Raw genomic sequence first — 16024 nt, forward strand, 5'->3', positions numbered from 1 at the left:
GCGCCGGCACGGGGGACCGCGAGGGGCAGGGCGGCGGCAGGGGCCCTGGCCCGGGCGGGGGCGGCGGGCGCCGCGGGACGGGCCGCGGGGGGCGGGGGCGCCGGCCGGCCGCGGCGACGAGCCGCGGGCCGGCCGGTGCGCTCTGCCATGCCGGTCAGAAGTCGACGGGCGCCGCGGCGTCGGCCGGTGCGTCGACCTTGGCGCCGATGCCCAGCTTCTCCAGGATCTTCTTGTCGAGCTCGTTGGCCAGGTCCGGGTTGTCGCGCAGGAACTTGCGCGCGTTCTCCTTGCCCTGGCCCAGCTGGTCGCCCTCGTACGTGAACCACGCACCCGACTTGCGGACGAACCCGTGCTCGACGCCCATGTCGATGAGGGAGCCCTCGCGGGAGATCCCGACGCCGTACAGGATGTCGAACTCGGCCTGCTTGAACGGCGGGGCCATCTTGTTCTTCACGACCTTGACGCGCGTGCGGTTGCCGACCGCCTCGGTGCCCTCCTTGAGGGTCTCGATGCGCCGGATGTCCATGCGGATGGAGGCGTAGAACTTCAGCGCCTTGCCACCGGTCGTGGTCTCGGGGCTGCCGAAGAACACGCCGATCTTCTCGCGCAGCTGGTTGATGAAGATCGCCGTGGTGCCCGACGCGTTGAGCGCGCCGGTGATCTTGCGCAGCGCCTGCGACATGAGCCGCGCCTGCAGACCGACGTGCGAGTCACCCATCTCGCCCTCGATCTCGGCCTTGGGCACGAGGGCCGCCACCGAGTCGATGACGATGACGTCGATCGCACCCGAGCGGATCAGCGTGTCCATGATCTCGAGCGCCTGCTCGCCGTTGTCCGGCTGCGACACGAGCAGGGCGTCGGTGTCGACGCCCAGCTTCTTGGCGTACTCGGGGTCCAGCGCGTGCTCGGCGTCGATGAAGGCCGCGATGCCGCCGGCCTTCTGGGCGTTGGCGACGACGTGCAGCGCAAGGGTCGACTTGCCGGAGGACTCGGGTCCGTACAGCTCGACGACACGGCCGCGCGGCAGCCCGCCGATGCCGAGCGCGACGTCGAGCGCGATGGAGCCGGTCGGGATCACCTCGACGGGCGCACGACCCTCGTCGCCGAGCCGCATGACCGACCCCTTGCCGAACTGGCGGTCGATCTGGCTGAGTGCGGCCTCGAGGGCCTTGGAGCGGTCCGGAGCAGCGGCCATGGGTCCACCTCGTCGTCTTGTGCAGCGTCGTGCTGCGCCTGCTGGGGGCTGGTCTTGTCGCGGTGACGCTATGCCCGACCACCGACATCGCGACCGGACCCCCACGGACCCGTGGACCGGCTCGTCGCCGGGCGGGGCTGTGGTCGGTTCGACCGTGCGTCACCGAGGGCCACGTTACCCGAACACCTGTTCGATGCGCGCCCGACACGCGCGTGTCGTCACACGTCCGGCGCCGCGTGCAGCGGCGCGAGCGTCAGCGCCTCGCCCGGCGCCAGGACGCACGCCCGCACGCCGGGCGCGACCCGGTGGACCGCGGCCTCGAACGCCGCACCGGCCCGGTCCATCCAGCCCGGCGGCAGCCGGCGGGACGCCGGGGCGTGCAGCGTGCCCCAGTGCACGGGCACGGCGACGCGCGCCCCCACCAGACCGCAGACCCGTGCCGCCTCCGCCGGGTCCAGGTGCCCACCGGACAGCCGTGGGCCCCACCCACCGACCGGCACCAGCGCGAGGTCGATCGGCGCACCGGCGAGCTCGGGCACGCGCGCGAGGCCGGGGAACGGGCCGGTGTCGCCCGCGAACCACACGGTCAGGCCGCCGCCGCGCACGACGAACCCCGTCGCGGCGTTCGGGCGGTGCGGCATGGGCCGGTGCCCGTGCTCCGCGGGCACCGTGCGCACCTGCACCGCCCCGCCGGCCCTGCCCCGGACCGTGCGCCACTCCCCCGGCGCCAGGCCGACCCCGCGCAGGCCCTGCCGGGCGAGCCAGGACGCGCTCGACGGCGCGGTCAGCACCGGCACCGCACCCAGCATCCGCAGCGACCCGATCTCGGCGTGGTCGTGGTGCAGGTGCGACACGAGCACGGCGTCCGCCCGGCGCCAGCCCGACGCGGACGGCGCCCGCCCGCCGCGCCGCCGCAGCAGACCCGCGTGACGTTGCAGGAGCGGGTCGGTCACGATCCGCACGCCGCCGACGTCCAGCACGACCGTCGCGTGGCCGAGCCAGCGCACCTGCCCGCTCACACGTCCTCCTGCGCACGGGGCGCCGCGACGCCCGCGGGACGCACCCCGCGCTCGACGAGCCACGCCACGAGCTGCCCGTGCACGGCGTCCGGGCCGACCAGCATCCGCCGGCCGTCCACGTCCTCGCACCGCGCGTCGTCGACGACGAGGTCCGCGGGGTGCAGGACGAACGCGAGGTTCTGCTCACCGCCCAGACCGCCGTGCGACCCCACCTGGCCCTCGAACGCGTGCACGCGACCGCGCGGGCCCACGGCGGAGACGAGCAGGAGGTCGCCGGTGTCCGCGAGCCGCGCGGCGCGCACCAGGTCGGCGCGTGCGCGGCCCGGGTACGGCGCGAGGGGGTCCTCGCCCTCGACGACGTCACCCTCGGCCTCCAGGAGACGCAGACCGTGCGCGCCGACGGCGACCAGCCCCCGTGCCCGCGAGTCCACGACGACGACGCCCACCGCAGGGCGGGCGGCCAGGCCCGGCACGACGCGGGGCCACCGCTCCTGGAGGTCCTCGAGGTGCAGCCGGTGCGCCCCGTCGGGGAACCAGACCAGACCGAGGTTGCCCGAGCCGACGACGACCACGTCCGGCACGTCCCCGTGGGCGGCCGGGGCCCGGCCGTGCTCGCGGACGCGGGGGACGCCGTCCTCGCGGCGCACCCGCCCGCGCCGCCGGGCGCCACCCGCGTCCGGCCCCACCACCACGCGGTCGCCGGGGCGCCCGAGCAGGCCGTTCAGCAGCGCGTTGAGCGGCCCCCAGTCCTCGCCGTCCGCGCTCTGCACGCCGTCCGTGCTCTGCACGCCGTCGGCCCCCGGCTCGGCCATGAGCGCGCGGACCGTGTCGAGCAGCGAACGCCCTTCCACCTGCTCGAACGGCGCGCCGAGCGTCTGCCCGTGGTCCGACAGCACGACCAGGTCGTACGCCCGCGGCGCGACGCGCGCGACCTCCTCCAGGACCCGCAGCACCTGGTCCAGCCCCTCGAGCGACCGCAGGGACTCGGGCCGCGTCGGGCCGGCGTGGTGCGCCACCTCGTCGTAGTCCACGAGGTCGACGAAGACGGTCGGGTCGCCGCGCACGAGTGCGTCGGCGACGAGCGACGTCGCCAGGTCGCGCAGCAGCACGTTGGTCACGGCACGCAGCACGACGTACCACCCGCCGCGCGGGACGCGGGGTCGCACGTCGTGCACCGACTGCCGGCGCGCCTGGTAGAGCTCCTTGACGACCTCCCCGACCGTCAGCGTCACCGCGCGTGCCAGGACGAAGGGCCGGGCGAAGACCCGGGCGTAGCCGCGGCCCGGACCCATGCCCTGCCGGCGCCCGCGGCTCATGACGAGATAGGCGGACGACGCGTCGCCGGAGAACATCGTGGCGACGGCGGTGCCACCGTCGCGCAGCAGGCCCTGACCGTCGCTGAGCCGCTCCTCGACCAGCGCGGCGTCGTCCGGGTGGTTCGTCACCACCAGGCGGCCGAGCTCGCGGTCCCACCAGCGGAACGCCGGGATCCGGTCCGCGGCCCCGTGCAGGAGACCGGCCTGCGCGGCCGGCGTCGTGGAGGGGACGGTCGCCCACCAGGTCCCGACCCGGTGCGAGCCCTGCTCGACCCAGCGCTGCATGGTGGGCACGAGCCCGGCCTCGACGGCCTGGTCCAGCACGGGTGCGCTCACGCCGTCGAGCTGCACGACGAGCATCCCGGGCGGCCGCGGCGCGCCCGCGGCCGCCGGCGTCCTGGTGCGACGACGCGCGCGGCGCACGACGTCGGCGACGACGTACGCGTTGTCGCTCGCCCCCCAGACCCAGCGCCCGGCGGCCATGACCGCGGACGTCAGGACCAGGACCCACAGCACCGACCACCCCGACGTCAGCGTGACCCCCGGGACCAGCCGCAGGGCCACCCACACGACGAGCACCTGCGCCGCCACACCCGCGACGAGCGCTCCCCCGGCGCCCGCGACCTCCGCCAGCAGCCGCAGCGGCGCACGCAGCAGGAGGTCGCCGAGCCCGACGGCGAGCGCCGCCAGCAGCAGCCCCCAGGGCGACGTCAGCGCGACACCGTCGACCAGCCAGATCGCCGTGCCCAGCCCGAGCGCGGTCACGACCAGGGAGAACAGCGCGTCGCCGATGTCGACGACCCGGGGCAGCCAGCGCGCGCGGGACCGCGGCCCGGGACGGGCGTCGCCGACGGGCGCACGCGCGCCCTCCGGTGCAGCGGGGGCGCCGGCCACGCCGGTCAGCGCCCCGCGTGCCGGGGTGGCGCCTGCCGGTGGCGGTCCGTGCCCCAGCGTGCGGAGTCGGGGATGCCGAGCGCGTCGCACAGCGCGTGCCAGACGTCGCGCGGCTCGACGCCGTCCGCGAGGGCGGCGGCGCCCGTGCGGTCCCCGAGGGCACCGAGCACGAGCTCCTCGAGCAGGAGCCGGCCCTCGACGGGGCCCAGCACGTCGGCGACCAGATCGGCAAGCTCGCGGTTCCTCACGGCACCAGCGTGCCACCGGCGGGCCGGACCGCGCGCGTGTCAGCCCGTGCCGACACAATGGCCCGGTGGTGCTCGACCGCTTCTCGGAGCCGACCCGTACGTGGTTCACGGGTGCGTTCGACGCGCCCACGGCGGCGCAGACGGGTGCCTGGGAGGCGGTGTCGGGCGGTGACCACGCCCTGGTGGTGGCGCCCACCGGGTCCGGCAAGACGCTCGCGGCCTTCCTGTGGGCGCTCGACGGGCTCCTGACGGGCGAGCCCCCGGCCGACCCGGCCGCCCGGTGCCGGGTGGTCTACGTCTCACCCCTCAAGGCCCTCGCGACGGACGTCGAGCGCAACCTGCGATCGCCGCTGGTGGGCATCCGGCAGGCCGCGACGCGCCTGGGGACGAGCCTGCCCGAGGTCACGGTCGGGATCCGCACCGGCGACACGCCCCCCGCCGAGCGGCGCGCCTTCGCGACCACGCCCCCGGACGTGCTCATCACGACGCCCGAGTCGCTCTACCTCGTGCTCACGTCAGGAGCGCGGCGCGGCCTCGCAGGCGTGCGCACCGTCATCGTCGACGAGATCCACGCCGTCGCGGGGACGAAGCGCGGGGCGCACCTCGCGGTGAGCCTCGAGCGGCTCGACGCGCTGCTCGCCGGCGAGGGCGGGCCCGGCCCCGCGCAGCGGGTCGGGCTGTCGGCCACCGTGCGTCCGGTCGACGCGGTCGCGGCGTTCCTGGGTGGCGCGCGTCTGCCGGACGACGGCGGTCGCCCGGTCGTGGTCGTGCAGCCGCCGTCCCAGAAGGTCATCGAGGTCCAGGTCGTCGTCCCCGTGCCCGACCTCGGGGACCTCGCGGCCGCCGCCCGCCCGGGCGCCGCGGGCACGACCCCGGGCACGGTCAACCGCTACGGAGGCCCGGGCATCGACCCCGACCTCGCCGGTTTCGGCGCACCCGCACCGGGGACGGCACCCGCCGCGCCGGAGGCCGAGCGGCCGCGCGCCTCCATCTGGCCGCACGTCGAGGAGCGGGTCGTGGACCTCGTGGCGGCCCACCGCTCGACGCTGGTGTTCACCAACTCGCGACGCGGGGCCGAACGGCTCACCGCGCGCATCAACGAGGTGTGGGCGGAGCGCCAGGGGGCGCAGCCTCCCGACCCCGGTGCGGTGCGCGCCGCTGCCGTGCCCGGGCAGTCCGGGACGTCCGCCGGCGTCGACACGCGCGACGCCGGCACGATCGTCGCGCGCGCGCACCACGGGTCGATGAGCCGCGCCGAGCGCACCCGCACCGAGTCCGAGCTCAAGGCGGGCCGGCTGCCCGCGGTGGTGGCGACGAGCTCGCTCGAGCTCGGCATCGACATGGGGGCGCTCGACCTGGTCGTGCAGGTCGGCGCACCGCCGTCCGTCGCCAGCGGGCTGCAGCGCGTCGGCCGCGCGGGCCACCAGGTCGGGGCCGTGTCCCGCGGCGTGGTGTTCCCCACCCACCGCGGCGAGCTCGTGCCCGCCGCGGTGACCGCCCAGCGCATGCGCACGGGCGAGCTGGAGGCCCTGTCGGTCCCGGCGAACCCCCTCGACGTGCTCGCGCAGCAGGTGGTCGCGATGGTCGCGGTGGACGACTGGCCCGTCGAGGACCTCGCCCGCGTGCTGCGCCGCGCGGCACCGTTCGCACGGCTCGGCGACGCGACGCTGCACGCGGTCCTCGACATGCTCGCGGGGCGGTACCCGTCCGAGGACTTCGCCGAGCTGCGCCCGCGCATCGTCTGGGACCGCGTCGCCGACGTCGTCTCGGGACGTCCCGGCGCCCTGCGCCTCGCCGTGACGAGCGGCGGCACCATCCCCGACCGGGGCCTGTTCGGGGTGTTCCTCGCGGGCGGCGGCGAGACGTCCGACGTGCCCGCCGACGCCGAGCGCTCCGGCGGGCGCCTGCGGGGCGGCAAGCGCGTCGGGGAGCTCGACGAGGAGATGGTCTACGAGTCCCGCGTCGGGGACACGTTCACGCTCGGCTCGAGCACGTGGCGCATCGAGGACATCACCCCCGACCGCGTCCTGGTCACGCCGGCACCCGGCGTGCCGGGGCGGCTGCCCTTCTGGAAGGGCGACGCCCGCGGGCGTCCCGCCGAGCTCGGACGCGCGGTCGGTGCGTGGGTCCGCGAGGTCGGTGCCCTGCCCGACGCCGGCGCCCGGGCCCGGGTCGAGGGGGCCGGCCTGGACCCCTGGGCGGCCGACAACCTGCTCGCCTACCTGCGCGACCAGCAGGAGGCGACGGGCCAGCTGCCGAGCGACACCGTGGTGGTCGTCGAGCGCTTCCGGGACGAGCTGGGCGACTGGCGCATCGTGCTGCACTCGCCCTACGGCGCTCGCGTGCACGCGCCGTGGGCGCTCGTGCTCGCGGCACGCCTGCGCGAGCGGTACGGCGTGGACGCCGCCGCCATGCACGCCGACGACGGCATCGTGCTGCGCCTGCCCGACGTGCTGGACGGTGCCGCCGACGTGGGCTGGGACGACGACGCCGGGACGGACGCCGGTCCGCGGCTCACGCTCGAGGACCTCCTGCTGGACCCCGACGAGGTCCTGGCGTCGGTCCGTGACGAGCTCGGCGCGTCCGCGATGTTCGCGGCACGCTTCCGCGAGGCCGCCGGCCGCGCGCTGCTGCTGCCCCGGCGCCGTCCGGACCGGCGGCAGCCGCTGTGGCAGCAGCGGCAGCGCGCCGCCCAGCTGCTCGAGGTCGCCGCGCGGTTCCCCGACTTCCCCATCCTGCTCGAGGCCGTGCGCGAGTGCCTGCAGGACGACTTCGACACCGAGGCGCTCATCGGGCTGATGCGGGACGTCGGCGCCGGGCGGGTCCGTGTGGTCGAGGTGACGACGCCGCACCCCTCGCCCTTCGCCCAGTCCCTGCTCTTCGGGTACACGGCCCAGTTCCTGTACGAGGGCGACGCGCCGCTCGCGGAGCGCCGTGCGGCCGCCCTCACGCTCGACCCGACGCTGCTGGCGGAGCTCCTCGGGACGGGAGGTGAGTCGCAGCTCGCCGACCTGCTGGACCCCGAGGCCGTCGAGCGCACCGAGGCCGAGCTCGCCGGCACCGCGCCCGACCGGCAGGCGGGCTCGCTCGAGCAGGTCGCGGACGTGCTGCGGCGCCACGGACCGCTGACGGCCGCTGACGTCGCGGCCCGCACCCGGCCCGAGGTGCGGGACGACGTCCCCGCGTGGCTCGAGGAGCTCGCGGCGGCCCGTCGCGCGATCCGCGTGCGCCTCGCGGGCGTCCCCGCCGACCGCGCCGAGCAGTGGGCCGCCGTGGAGGACGCCGGGAGGCTGCGCGACGCGCTCGGCGTCGCCCTGCCCGTCGGCGTGCCCGAGGTCTTCACCGAGGTGCTGCCCGACCCCCTGGCGGACCTCCTGCGCCGGCACGCGCGGACCCGGGGCCCCTTCCCCGCGGCGCAGGCCGCCGCGCGGTTCGGGCTGGGCATCGCGGTGGTCACCGAGGTGCTGCGCCGGCTCGAGAGCTCGCGGGTGCTGGTACAGGGGCGGCTGCGTCCCGACGTCCTGGGCGGCACGGGCGACGAGTTCTGCGACGCGGACGTCCTGCGCCGGCTGCGCCAGCGCTCGCTCGCCGCCCTGCGCGCGCAGGTGGAGCCCGTCGACCCCCAGGCCCTCGGCGTGTTCCTGCCGTCGTGGCAGGGGGTGCAGGTGACGGGTCGGCGGCCGAGCGGTCTGCGGGGCGTCGACGCGGTGGCGCGCGTCGTCGAGCAGCTCGCCGGGTTCGCGGTGCCCGCGTCCGCGCTCGAGTCGCACGTGCTGCCGGCCCGCGTCCCGGACTACGTGCCGGGGATGCTCGACGAGCTCATGTCGGCCGGCGAGGTGCTGTGGGCGGGCCACTCGCCGCTGGCGGGGCACGACGGCCTGGTCTCGCTGCACCCGGCCGCGGTCGCCGACCTCACGCTGGCGCCCGTGCCCGACCTCGACGACCCGGACGCGACCGCGACCGGCCCCGTGCACCGCGCCGTCCTGGCGGCGCTCGAGGGCGGGGGCGCCTGGTTCCTGGGCGCACTCGTCGAGCGCGTGGAGGCGCTGTGGCTCGACGACGACGACGCGCCGCCGGACGCCGCCGGCGTCCTCGCCGCGCTGTGGGACCTGGTGTGGGCCGGCCGCGTGAGCAACGACGGGCTGGGTCCGCTGCGTGCCTGGCTCGCGGGGGGCCCCACGGCCCACCGCACCCGCAGCGCACCGGCGCGCGGCCGGCCGCTGCGCCCGCGTCTCGGGCTGCGGGCGGGTGGGCGGCTCGGCCTGCCGCCGTCCGCGCGCGACGGTGCCCTGGCCCGCGCCTCGGGGGCCGTGTCGGGTCCGGGGGCAGGCCGCTGGTCGCTGCTGCCCGCCCGTGAGCCCGACGTGACCGTGCGCGCGCACGCGCTCGCCGCGCAGCTGCTCGACCGGCACGGCGTGCTCACCCGGGCGGTGGCGCCCGCCGAGGGGATCGGCGGCCGCTTCGCGCCCGTGTACCGGGTGCTCGCCGCGCTCGAGCAGGCCGGGCAGGTGCGGCGCGGCTACTTCGTCGAGCGGCTCGGTGGCTCGCAGTTCGCCCTGCCGGGAGCGGTCGACCGCCTGCGGGCCGACGCGGACGTCGTCGAGCGGGCCCGCGAGCGCGCGGCCGAACGCCGTGAGGCGCCCCCGGCAGGTCCGCACCTGCCGTGGCAGGACGTCCCGCCCCCCGCGTGGGGCGCACCCGCCGGCCCCGCCGCGTGGTCGGACGGCGGCCCGACGCCCTCGTCGGCGCGCGACACCCCCGCGGTGGTCGTGCTGGCGGCGACCGACCCCGCCAACCCCTACGGGGCGGCGCTGGCGTGGCCCGACGTGCCCGAGGGCCGCGACGCGGCCCGCCACCGGCCCGGCCGCAAGGCCGGCGCGCTGGTCACGCTCGTCGACGGGGCCCTCGCGATGTACCTCGAGCGGGGCGGGCGCACGCTGCTGACCTTCACCGACGACGCCGCCGTCCTGACCGCCGCCGCCGCCGCGCTGGTCGGCACCACGCGCACGCGGCACGTCGGCCGGCTGACGGTCGAGCGCATCGACGGCGCCCAGGTGCTGTCCTCCGACGTGCTCGCATCGCCCGCCGCGACGGCGCTGACCGCGGCGGGGTTCCTCACGACGCCGCGCGGTCTGCGGCTGCAGGCCTCATGACGTCGGCGGGTCGCGCGTCGGCAGGCGGTGACGATGCCCGAGGGTGACGTGCTGCGCCGCACGGCCGCGCACCTCGACCGCGCCCTCGCGGGACGCCGCCTCGTGCGGGCCGACCTGCGCTGGCCGACCGCCGCGACCGTGGACCTCACGGGGCACACGGTGCTGGGGACCCGCCCGTACGGCAAGCACCTGCTGACGCGGTTCGACGACGGCCGCACGCTCCACACGCACCTGCGGATGGACGGCACATGGCGCCTGGTCCCCAGCACGCAGCAACGCGCGGCAGCGCGCTCGCCCCAGGTGCGCGCGGTCCTCGGCGACGAACGCTGGACGGCGGTCGGGTACCAGCTCGGCATGCTGGACGTGGTGCCGACGAGCGCCGAGCGCACGCTGCTGGGCCACCTGGGGCCCGATGTGCTCGACGGCGACTTCGACAGCACCCCGGGGGTGCCGTGGGCCGGCCCGCCCGTGCTCGACCTGCCGACGCCCGGCATCGACGAGGCCCTGCGACGCTGGTCGGCCCAGGGCGCGCGACCGGTGGCCGAGGTCCTGCTGGACCAGCGCGTCGTGGTCGGGATCGGGACGATCTTCACGGCGGAGTCGCTCTTCGCCCGCGGGTGGTGGCCCTGGACGCCGGCCGACGCGGTCACCGACGCGGACGAGGTGCTGCGCGCGGCGCGGGCGCTGCTGCGGGCGTCCGTCGCGACCGGACGACCCGCGGCGGCCGTCTACGGGCGCGAGGGACGCACGTGCTCGCGCTGCGGTGCGCGAGTGGCGCGCGGTGACGTGGGCACCCCTCCCACGCAGCGACAGGTGTACTGGTGCCCCGGCTGCCAGGTGCGCGGCCGGGTCTGAACGCGGCCGGGTCTGAACCCAGGACGTCCGGGCGTGCTCGACCGCTCGGCTCAGCCGACCGGAGCGAGCTCCGAGCGGGGCATCGCCCATCCGGCGTCGCCACCGATGGCGCGGTCGACCCCTCCCAGGCCCGCAGCGGCGGTCAGGTCCGCCGGGACGGTGTCGGGGATGAGGAGGCCCTCGGCCACGGCGACGCGATCGCTCACCTCGCGCAGCACCAACGACAGCGGCACGTCGAGCGCGTCGCAGATGCTGCTGAGCAGCTCCGACGACGCCTCCTTCTGGCCACGCTCGACCTCGCTGAGGTAGCCCAACGAGACGCGGGCCGCCGAGGAGACCTCCCGAAGGGTCCGCCCCTGGCGCTGGCGCGCGTCCCGCAGGACGTCGCCGATCTCTCGTCGCAGAACGACCATCCGGGCTCCTCCCCTCACGTCGTGTCCTCGGTCACCGGTCGGACGCACTGCCTGCGCGACCGCCGCTCCTGCTGCTCCCGGCCGTGGAGCCGGCAGACGTCCACCGTACCGTGCACCGCCCACACGTGCTCCTGCCCCGCCCACCGGCGGTCGGGTCGTCATCACACACCACCCAACGTGACCGCACCGTCGCATGTTCCCGGACGGACGGGCTCCGGGACGCGGCGCGTGCCGTCACGTGCCGACGGCGAGCGTGTCGAGGGCGAGCGCGAGCACGTTCGCGCAGGCTGCTGCGCGGACGTCCGCGCGTTCGCCGCGCATGTCGAGCGTGCGCACACGCACGGTCCCGGGCGTGGCCACGGCGACGTGCACGGTACCGGGAGGGTGCCCGTCCTGGGGGTCGGGCCCGGCGACCCCGGTCGTCGCGAGCCCCACGTCGGCACCCAGCCGCCGCCGTGCTCCGGCGGCCATCGCCGACGCCACGTCCGGGTCCACCGCACCCCGCTGCGCGAGCAGCTCCGTGTCGACCCCCAGCAGCGTCGCCTTGAGGTCCGTGGCGTAGGCGACCACCCCGCCCCGGAGCACGGCCGAGGCACCGGGGACCTCGACGAGCGTGGCGGTGACGAGGCCCCCCGTGAGCGACTCGGCGACCGCGAGGGTCCAGCCCCGGCGCGCGAGCGCGGCGAGCAGCTCGCCCGCGAGGTCGCGCGCGGTGCTCACAGCCCCGCGGCCGGCGGCACGCCGGCGGCGCGGCGGATCCGCAGGGCGTCGCGCACGTAGTCGAGCCCGGTGACGACGGTGACGAGGACCGCGACGCCCATGACGGCCGCGGCCACGACCCCGACGAACGCGGGCAGGTGCGCGAGCGGCAGGAGGTAGAGCGAGATCGCGACGGCCTGGAGCACGGTCTTGAGCTTGCCGCCCCGTGACGCGGGCAGCACCACGTACCGCAGCAGGAAGAACCGCATCACGGTGATGCCGAGCTCGCGCACGAGGACGACGACGGTGACCGCCCACCACAGGTCGCCGAGCCAGGACAGCAGCACCAGCGCGCTGCCGATGAGCAGCTTGTCGGCGATCGGGTCCAGCAGCTTGCCGAGGTCCGTGACCTGGCCGGAGCGGCGCGCCAGCCACCCGTCGAGCCGGTCCGTCGCAGCGGCGGCGACGAACAGCGCGGTCGCGAGCACACGCCCGGCGACGGTGTGCCCACCGTCGTCGAGCAGGGCGAGGGCGAAGAACGGCACGACGGCGATCCGCAGAGCGGTGACGACGTTGGCCGGGTTCCACACGGAGGGAGCGTCGACAACCACCCTCACAGCCTACGGGCCGTGCCGGGCACGCCGGACCGCGCACGACCTCGCCCGCAGCACCACCCGTTCGGCGGCACTCACCTGGACGGGCGACCACTACTGTCCCGACGTGCCTCGTCATGCCCGGGACCCGCACCGGCCCGTCCTCCCGGTCGCGGTCGCCGGTGCCCTCACGGGACTCGTGCTGGTGGGCGCCGTCGGCGCCGCCGGTGCCGTCGGGTCCGTGGCGCGGCCGGAGCCCCTGCCCCTGGCCCCGACCGTGGCCGGCGCGTACCTCGACGCCGCGTCGCCGACGCCCGTCGCCCCGCCCACGCCCGAGCCCACGCGCGAGCCCGACGTCGAGCTCGCCGTCGTGGCCGCGGGCGACGTCCTGCCCCACATGCCGGTGCTGCGGTCGGCCCGCGACGGGGACGGCTACGACTTCGACCGGCTCCTCGGGCCGCTCGACCCCTGGGTGGAGGCGGCCGACCTCGCGCTGTGCCATCTCGAGGTACCCATCGTCCCGGCCGGGTCCGCACCGTCCGGCTTCCCCGTGTTCGGGGCACCGGCACAGCTCGTCGGCGGCCTGGCCGACCAGGGCTGGGACGGCTGCTCGACCGCGTCGAACCACTCGGTCGACCGCGGGTGGGCGGGCGTCGGCGCGACTCTCGACGCGCTCGACGCCGCCGGCCTGGGTCACGTCGGCACCGCCCGCTCGGCCGCCGAGGACGCGCAGCCGCAGCTCTACCGCCTCGAACGCGGGGGCCGGACCGTGACCGTGGCGCACCTCGCCGCGACGTACGGGACCAACGGCATGCCCGTCGACGTCGACAAGCCGTGGTCGGTCCGGCTCATCGACGCGACCGACCTCGTCCGGCGCGCGACGGACGCCCGTGCCGCGGGGGCCGACGTCGTCCTGCTCAGCCTGCACTGGGGCACCGAGTACCGCACCGCCCCGACGGACGTGCAGCGCGCGCTCGCGCAGCAGCTCGCCGAGTCCGGCGTGGTGGACCTCGTCATCGGGCATCACGCGCACGTGCCGCAGCTCGTCGAGCACCTCGCCGGCGGCCCCGGCGGCCAGGGCATGTGGGTCGCCTACGGTCTGGGCAACTACGTCTCGAACCAGGACGAGGCGTGCTGTGCGGCCGAGACCGCCTCCGGCCTCCTCCTGACCGCGCAGGTCGTCGCGCCGGGCGCCGACCCCGCCACGGGCACCACGGCCGGCCCGGCCCGCGTCACCGGCGTGCAGTGGACGCCGATCACCGTCGACCGCCGCGGCGGGCACCAGGTGCACGCCCTGACCGACGTCCCCGACGGCACGGCCACGCTCGACGGCAGAGCCACGCTCGACGCCGCGCAGGTCGCCCGCCGCCTGTCGCTGGTCCGTGCGGCCGCGGGCACCGACGCCCCGGAGCGCACGACGCCGGCCCTCGCGAGCGGGTCGACGCCCACGGTGGTCCCCCGCACGCGCTGACCTCGACCCGCGGTGCCGCGGCCGATGCTCAGTCCATCGGCCGGGCGCCCCCGTAGAGCCACCCCTGGCCGTAGCGCCAGCCGTTGCGACGCAGGAACTCGGCCTGCTCCTCGTTCTCGATGCCCTCGGCGATCGTCACCATCGCGAGCTCGCGCGCGAGCGCCCCGAGCGCGCGCACGACCTTCCCCGCGGTGGGGTCGTGCGGGATGCCCGACGTGAAGGACATGTCGAGCTTCACGCCCGCGACCGGCAGGTCCCGCAGGTAGGACAGGGGTGAGACGCCCGTGCCGAAGTCGTCGAGGAGGATCGGCACGCCGGCCGCCGACAGCTGCGTGAGCTCGTGCCGGATCCGCGTGCCCGACGCGACGAGCGACGACTCCGTGAGCTCCAGGACGAGGCGTCCGGCCGTCACGCGGTGGCGCGACAGGTCCTGGAGCAGGCGCATGGCCAGCTCCGAGTCGCCCAGCTGGTCCGCCGAGACGTTGACCGACACCCACCGTCCGTCGTCCTCGTGCGCGGCGAGGAACTCCACGACGCGCGTCGCGACCAGCTGGCCCAGCAGCACCGACACGCCCGCCTCCTGCACCTGGGGCAGGAACGCGCCCGGCAGCAGCAGCCCGCGGTGCGGGTGCTGCCACCGCACCAGCGCCTCGTAGCCCACGACGCGCGCGTCGGACAGGTCGACGATCGGCTGGTAGTGCACCACCATCTCGCCGGCCTCCACGGCGTGCACCAGCTCGCGGTGCACGCTCGACGGCGCGGCGAGCTCCATCGACGTGTCGTACACCTCGGTGCGACCGCGACCCGTCTGCTTGGCGCGGTACAGCGCGGCGTCGGCGGCTGCCAGCAGCGTCGGGGCGCCCGCCTCGACGAGGTGCGGCTCGGCCAGCGCGATGCCGATGCTCGCGCCCACGCCGAGCCGGCGACGTCCCACGCGCACGGGCTCGGACAGGCCCGAGTGGATCTCGTTCGCCACCTCGAACACGGCCTTCGCCGCGTGCACGTCCTGCAGCACCACCACGAACTCGTCACCACCGAGCCGCGCGACCGTGCCGTTGCCGGCCGTGGCCGCCCGCAGGACGCCCGCGACGTGCACGAGGATGTCGTCACCGGCAGCGTGGCCGTACCGGTCGTTGATCGCCTTGAACCCGTCGAGGTCGCACGCGAGGACCGCGATCCGGTCCACGGCACCCGGCTGCGCGAGGGCGGCCTGCAGCACCTCCTGCAGCAGCGTGCGGTTCGCCAGTCCCGTGAGCGGGTCGTGCATCGCGCGGTGCGTGAGCATCTCGGCCTGCATCTTCGACTCCGTCGCGTCGCGGACCTGGACGACGAAGTGGTCCGCGCCCCCGTCCGCGTCACGCACGAGGGCCGCGTCGAGCACGACCCACACGAGCTGCTCGTCCGCGCGCCGGCAGCGCATCTCGAGCGAGAAGCGCTGCTGCCCTCCCCCGAGCAGCTTGTCCATCTCCATGCGCTGCGGCGCCCGGTCCTCCGGTGCGCTCAGCTCGTCGATGCGGTACCCGCGCAGCGCCGAGGCGTGGGTCCCCAGCAGCTCCGCGAACGCGACGTTCGCCTCCGTGATCCGCCAGTCGAGGTCGACCAGCGCCATGCCGATGGGTGCGTTCTCCATCGCCACCTTGAACTGCGTCTCGCTGCGCGACAGCGCCACCTCGACGTCGTGGCGTGCCGTGATGTCGACGACCGTCGTGAGGACGGCGATCTCGCCGCCGTCGTCGGCCGGCATCCTGCGGCTCGTCACCTGCACGACGGACGGCCGGGCCCCCGGCCCCGGCGGGACGAGCGTGACCACGGTCGTCCGCTCGTCGACCTCGGCGTCGTGCCGCCCGAGGACGAGCCCCGGGCTCACCGCGAGCCCGCGGTCGTCCAGCAGGACGACGGGCATCCGCCCCACCGGCATGCCGACGACCGCGTCGCGCGCGACACCGAGGATCTGCGCCGCGCGCTCCGAGAGGTCCAGCACCACGCCGTCGCGCGACTGCACCACGACGCCCTCGCTGGTCACCTGCTGGAGCGCGTCGTACCGGCGGTGCAGCTGGCGCGCGACGCGCACGAGCTCGCCGTTGCGTCGCGCCTGCGCGCGCTCGCGTCGCAGCAGGACCAGCACCGTGCCGAGGGCGACGACGGCGACCACGGCGATCACGGTGGTG

At 76.4% G+C, this 16024-nt stretch carries 11 protein-coding genes; 3 read left to right on the top strand and 8 right to left on the bottom strand.

All coding sequences use genetic code 11. From position 1 onward, the window contains the following. Window positions 1–154: 154 nt before the first annotated feature. From recA to H9657_RS11190, 4 genes are all read right to left on the bottom strand, one after another. On the bottom strand, window positions 155–1195 hold the full coding sequence (recA, locus tag H9657_RS11175; RefSeq protein WP_191783367.1) for a recombinase RecA: 1041 nt from the start codon (window positions 1193–1195) through the stop codon (window positions 155–157). A 218-nt stretch (window positions 1196–1413) separates the two neighbouring features. Continuing rightward, window positions 1414–2214 (bottom strand): MBL fold metallo-hydrolase, encoded by an 801-nt coding sequence (locus tag H9657_RS11180; protein ID WP_191783370.1) that lies wholly within the window; start codon window positions 2212–2214, stop codon window positions 1414–1416. Then, entirely contained in the window at window positions 2211–4424 is a 2214-nt protein-coding gene (locus H9657_RS19405; protein WP_191783371.1) for an alkaline phosphatase family protein, read from the bottom strand. Before H9657_RS19405 ends, H9657_RS11180 begins: the two co-directional genes overlap by 4 nt. A 5-nt stretch (window positions 4425–4429) precedes the next feature. Beyond that, the gene (locus H9657_RS11190) at window positions 4430–4672 is read right to left on the bottom strand and encodes a DUF3046 domain-containing protein (protein ID WP_191783373.1); all 243 of its coding nucleotides are present in this window, start codon (window positions 4670–4672) and stop codon (window positions 4430–4432) included. 65 nt (window positions 4673–4737) lie between these two features. Here H9657_RS11190 and H9657_RS11195 point away from each other — a divergent pair, with 65 nt between their 5' ends. Both H9657_RS11195 and H9657_RS11200 read left to right on the top strand, forming a co-directional pair. Next, window positions 4738–9825: an Lhr family helicase gene (locus H9657_RS11195; protein ID WP_191783375.1), complete on the top strand. Its 5088-nt coding sequence runs from the start codon at window positions 4738–4740 to the stop codon at window positions 9823–9825. A gap of 33 nt (window positions 9826–9858) precedes the next feature. Further along, complete coding sequence (locus H9657_RS11200; RefSeq protein WP_191783377.1) at window positions 9859–10680, top strand: DNA-formamidopyrimidine glycosylase family protein; 822 nt, start codon at window positions 9859–9861, stop codon at window positions 10678–10680. Window positions 10681–10730: 50 nt separating this feature from the next. Here H9657_RS11200 and H9657_RS11205 read toward each other — a convergent pair whose 3' ends face one another. The 3 genes from H9657_RS11205 to pgsA form a co-directional block, all read right to left on the bottom strand. Then, window positions 10731–11093: a helix-turn-helix domain-containing protein gene (locus tag H9657_RS11205; protein WP_191783379.1), complete on the bottom strand. Its 363-nt coding sequence runs from the start codon at window positions 11091–11093 to the stop codon at window positions 10731–10733. Between the two features lie 234 nt (window positions 11094–11327). Continuing rightward, window positions 11328–11813, bottom strand: coding sequence for a CinA family protein (locus tag H9657_RS19150; protein ID WP_318241436.1), 486 nt, complete (start codon window positions 11811–11813; stop codon window positions 11328–11330). Beyond that, window positions 11810–12403, bottom strand: coding sequence for a CDP-diacylglycerol--glycerol-3-phosphate 3-phosphatidyltransferase (gene pgsA / locus H9657_RS19155; RefSeq protein ID WP_318241437.1), 594 nt, complete (start codon window positions 12401–12403; stop codon window positions 11810–11812). The genes H9657_RS19150 and pgsA overlap by 4 nt, the downstream gene beginning before the upstream one ends. 109 nt (window positions 12404–12512) lie before the next feature. Here pgsA and H9657_RS11215 point away from each other — a divergent pair, with 109 nt between their 5' ends. Continuing rightward, window positions 12513–13856: a CapA family protein gene (locus tag H9657_RS11215; RefSeq protein WP_318241438.1), complete on the top strand. Its 1344-nt coding sequence runs from the start codon at window positions 12513–12515 to the stop codon at window positions 13854–13856. A 28-nt stretch (window positions 13857–13884) separates the two neighbouring features. Here H9657_RS11215 and H9657_RS11220 read toward each other — a convergent pair whose 3' ends face one another. Beyond that, complete coding sequence (locus H9657_RS11220) at window positions 13885–16017, bottom strand: putative bifunctional diguanylate cyclase/phosphodiesterase (RefSeq protein WP_318241439.1); 2133 nt, start codon at window positions 16015–16017, stop codon at window positions 13885–13887. Between the last annotated feature and the right edge of the window lie 7 nt (window positions 16018–16024).

It is taken from the genome of Cellulomonas avistercoris, assembly GCF_014836445.1.
GTDB classification, from domain to species: Bacteria; Actinomycetota; Actinomycetes; order Actinomycetales; family Cellulomonadaceae; genus Cellulomonas; species Cellulomonas avistercoris.

What these genes read in the sequence shown, in the direction of transcription:
- recA (WP_191783367.1), bottom strand. Translation starts at nt 1,195, where the DNA reads ATGGCCGCTGCTCCGGACCGCTCCAAGGCCCTCGAGGCCGCACTCAGC.
- H9657_RS11200 (WP_191783377.1), top strand. Translation starts at nt 9,859, where the DNA reads ATGCCCGAGGGTGACGTGCTGCGCCGCACGGCCGCGCACCTCGACCGC.
- H9657_RS11205 (WP_191783379.1), bottom strand. Translation starts at nt 11,093, where the DNA reads ATGGTCGTTCTGCGACGAGAGATCGGCGACGTCCTGCGGGACGCGCGC.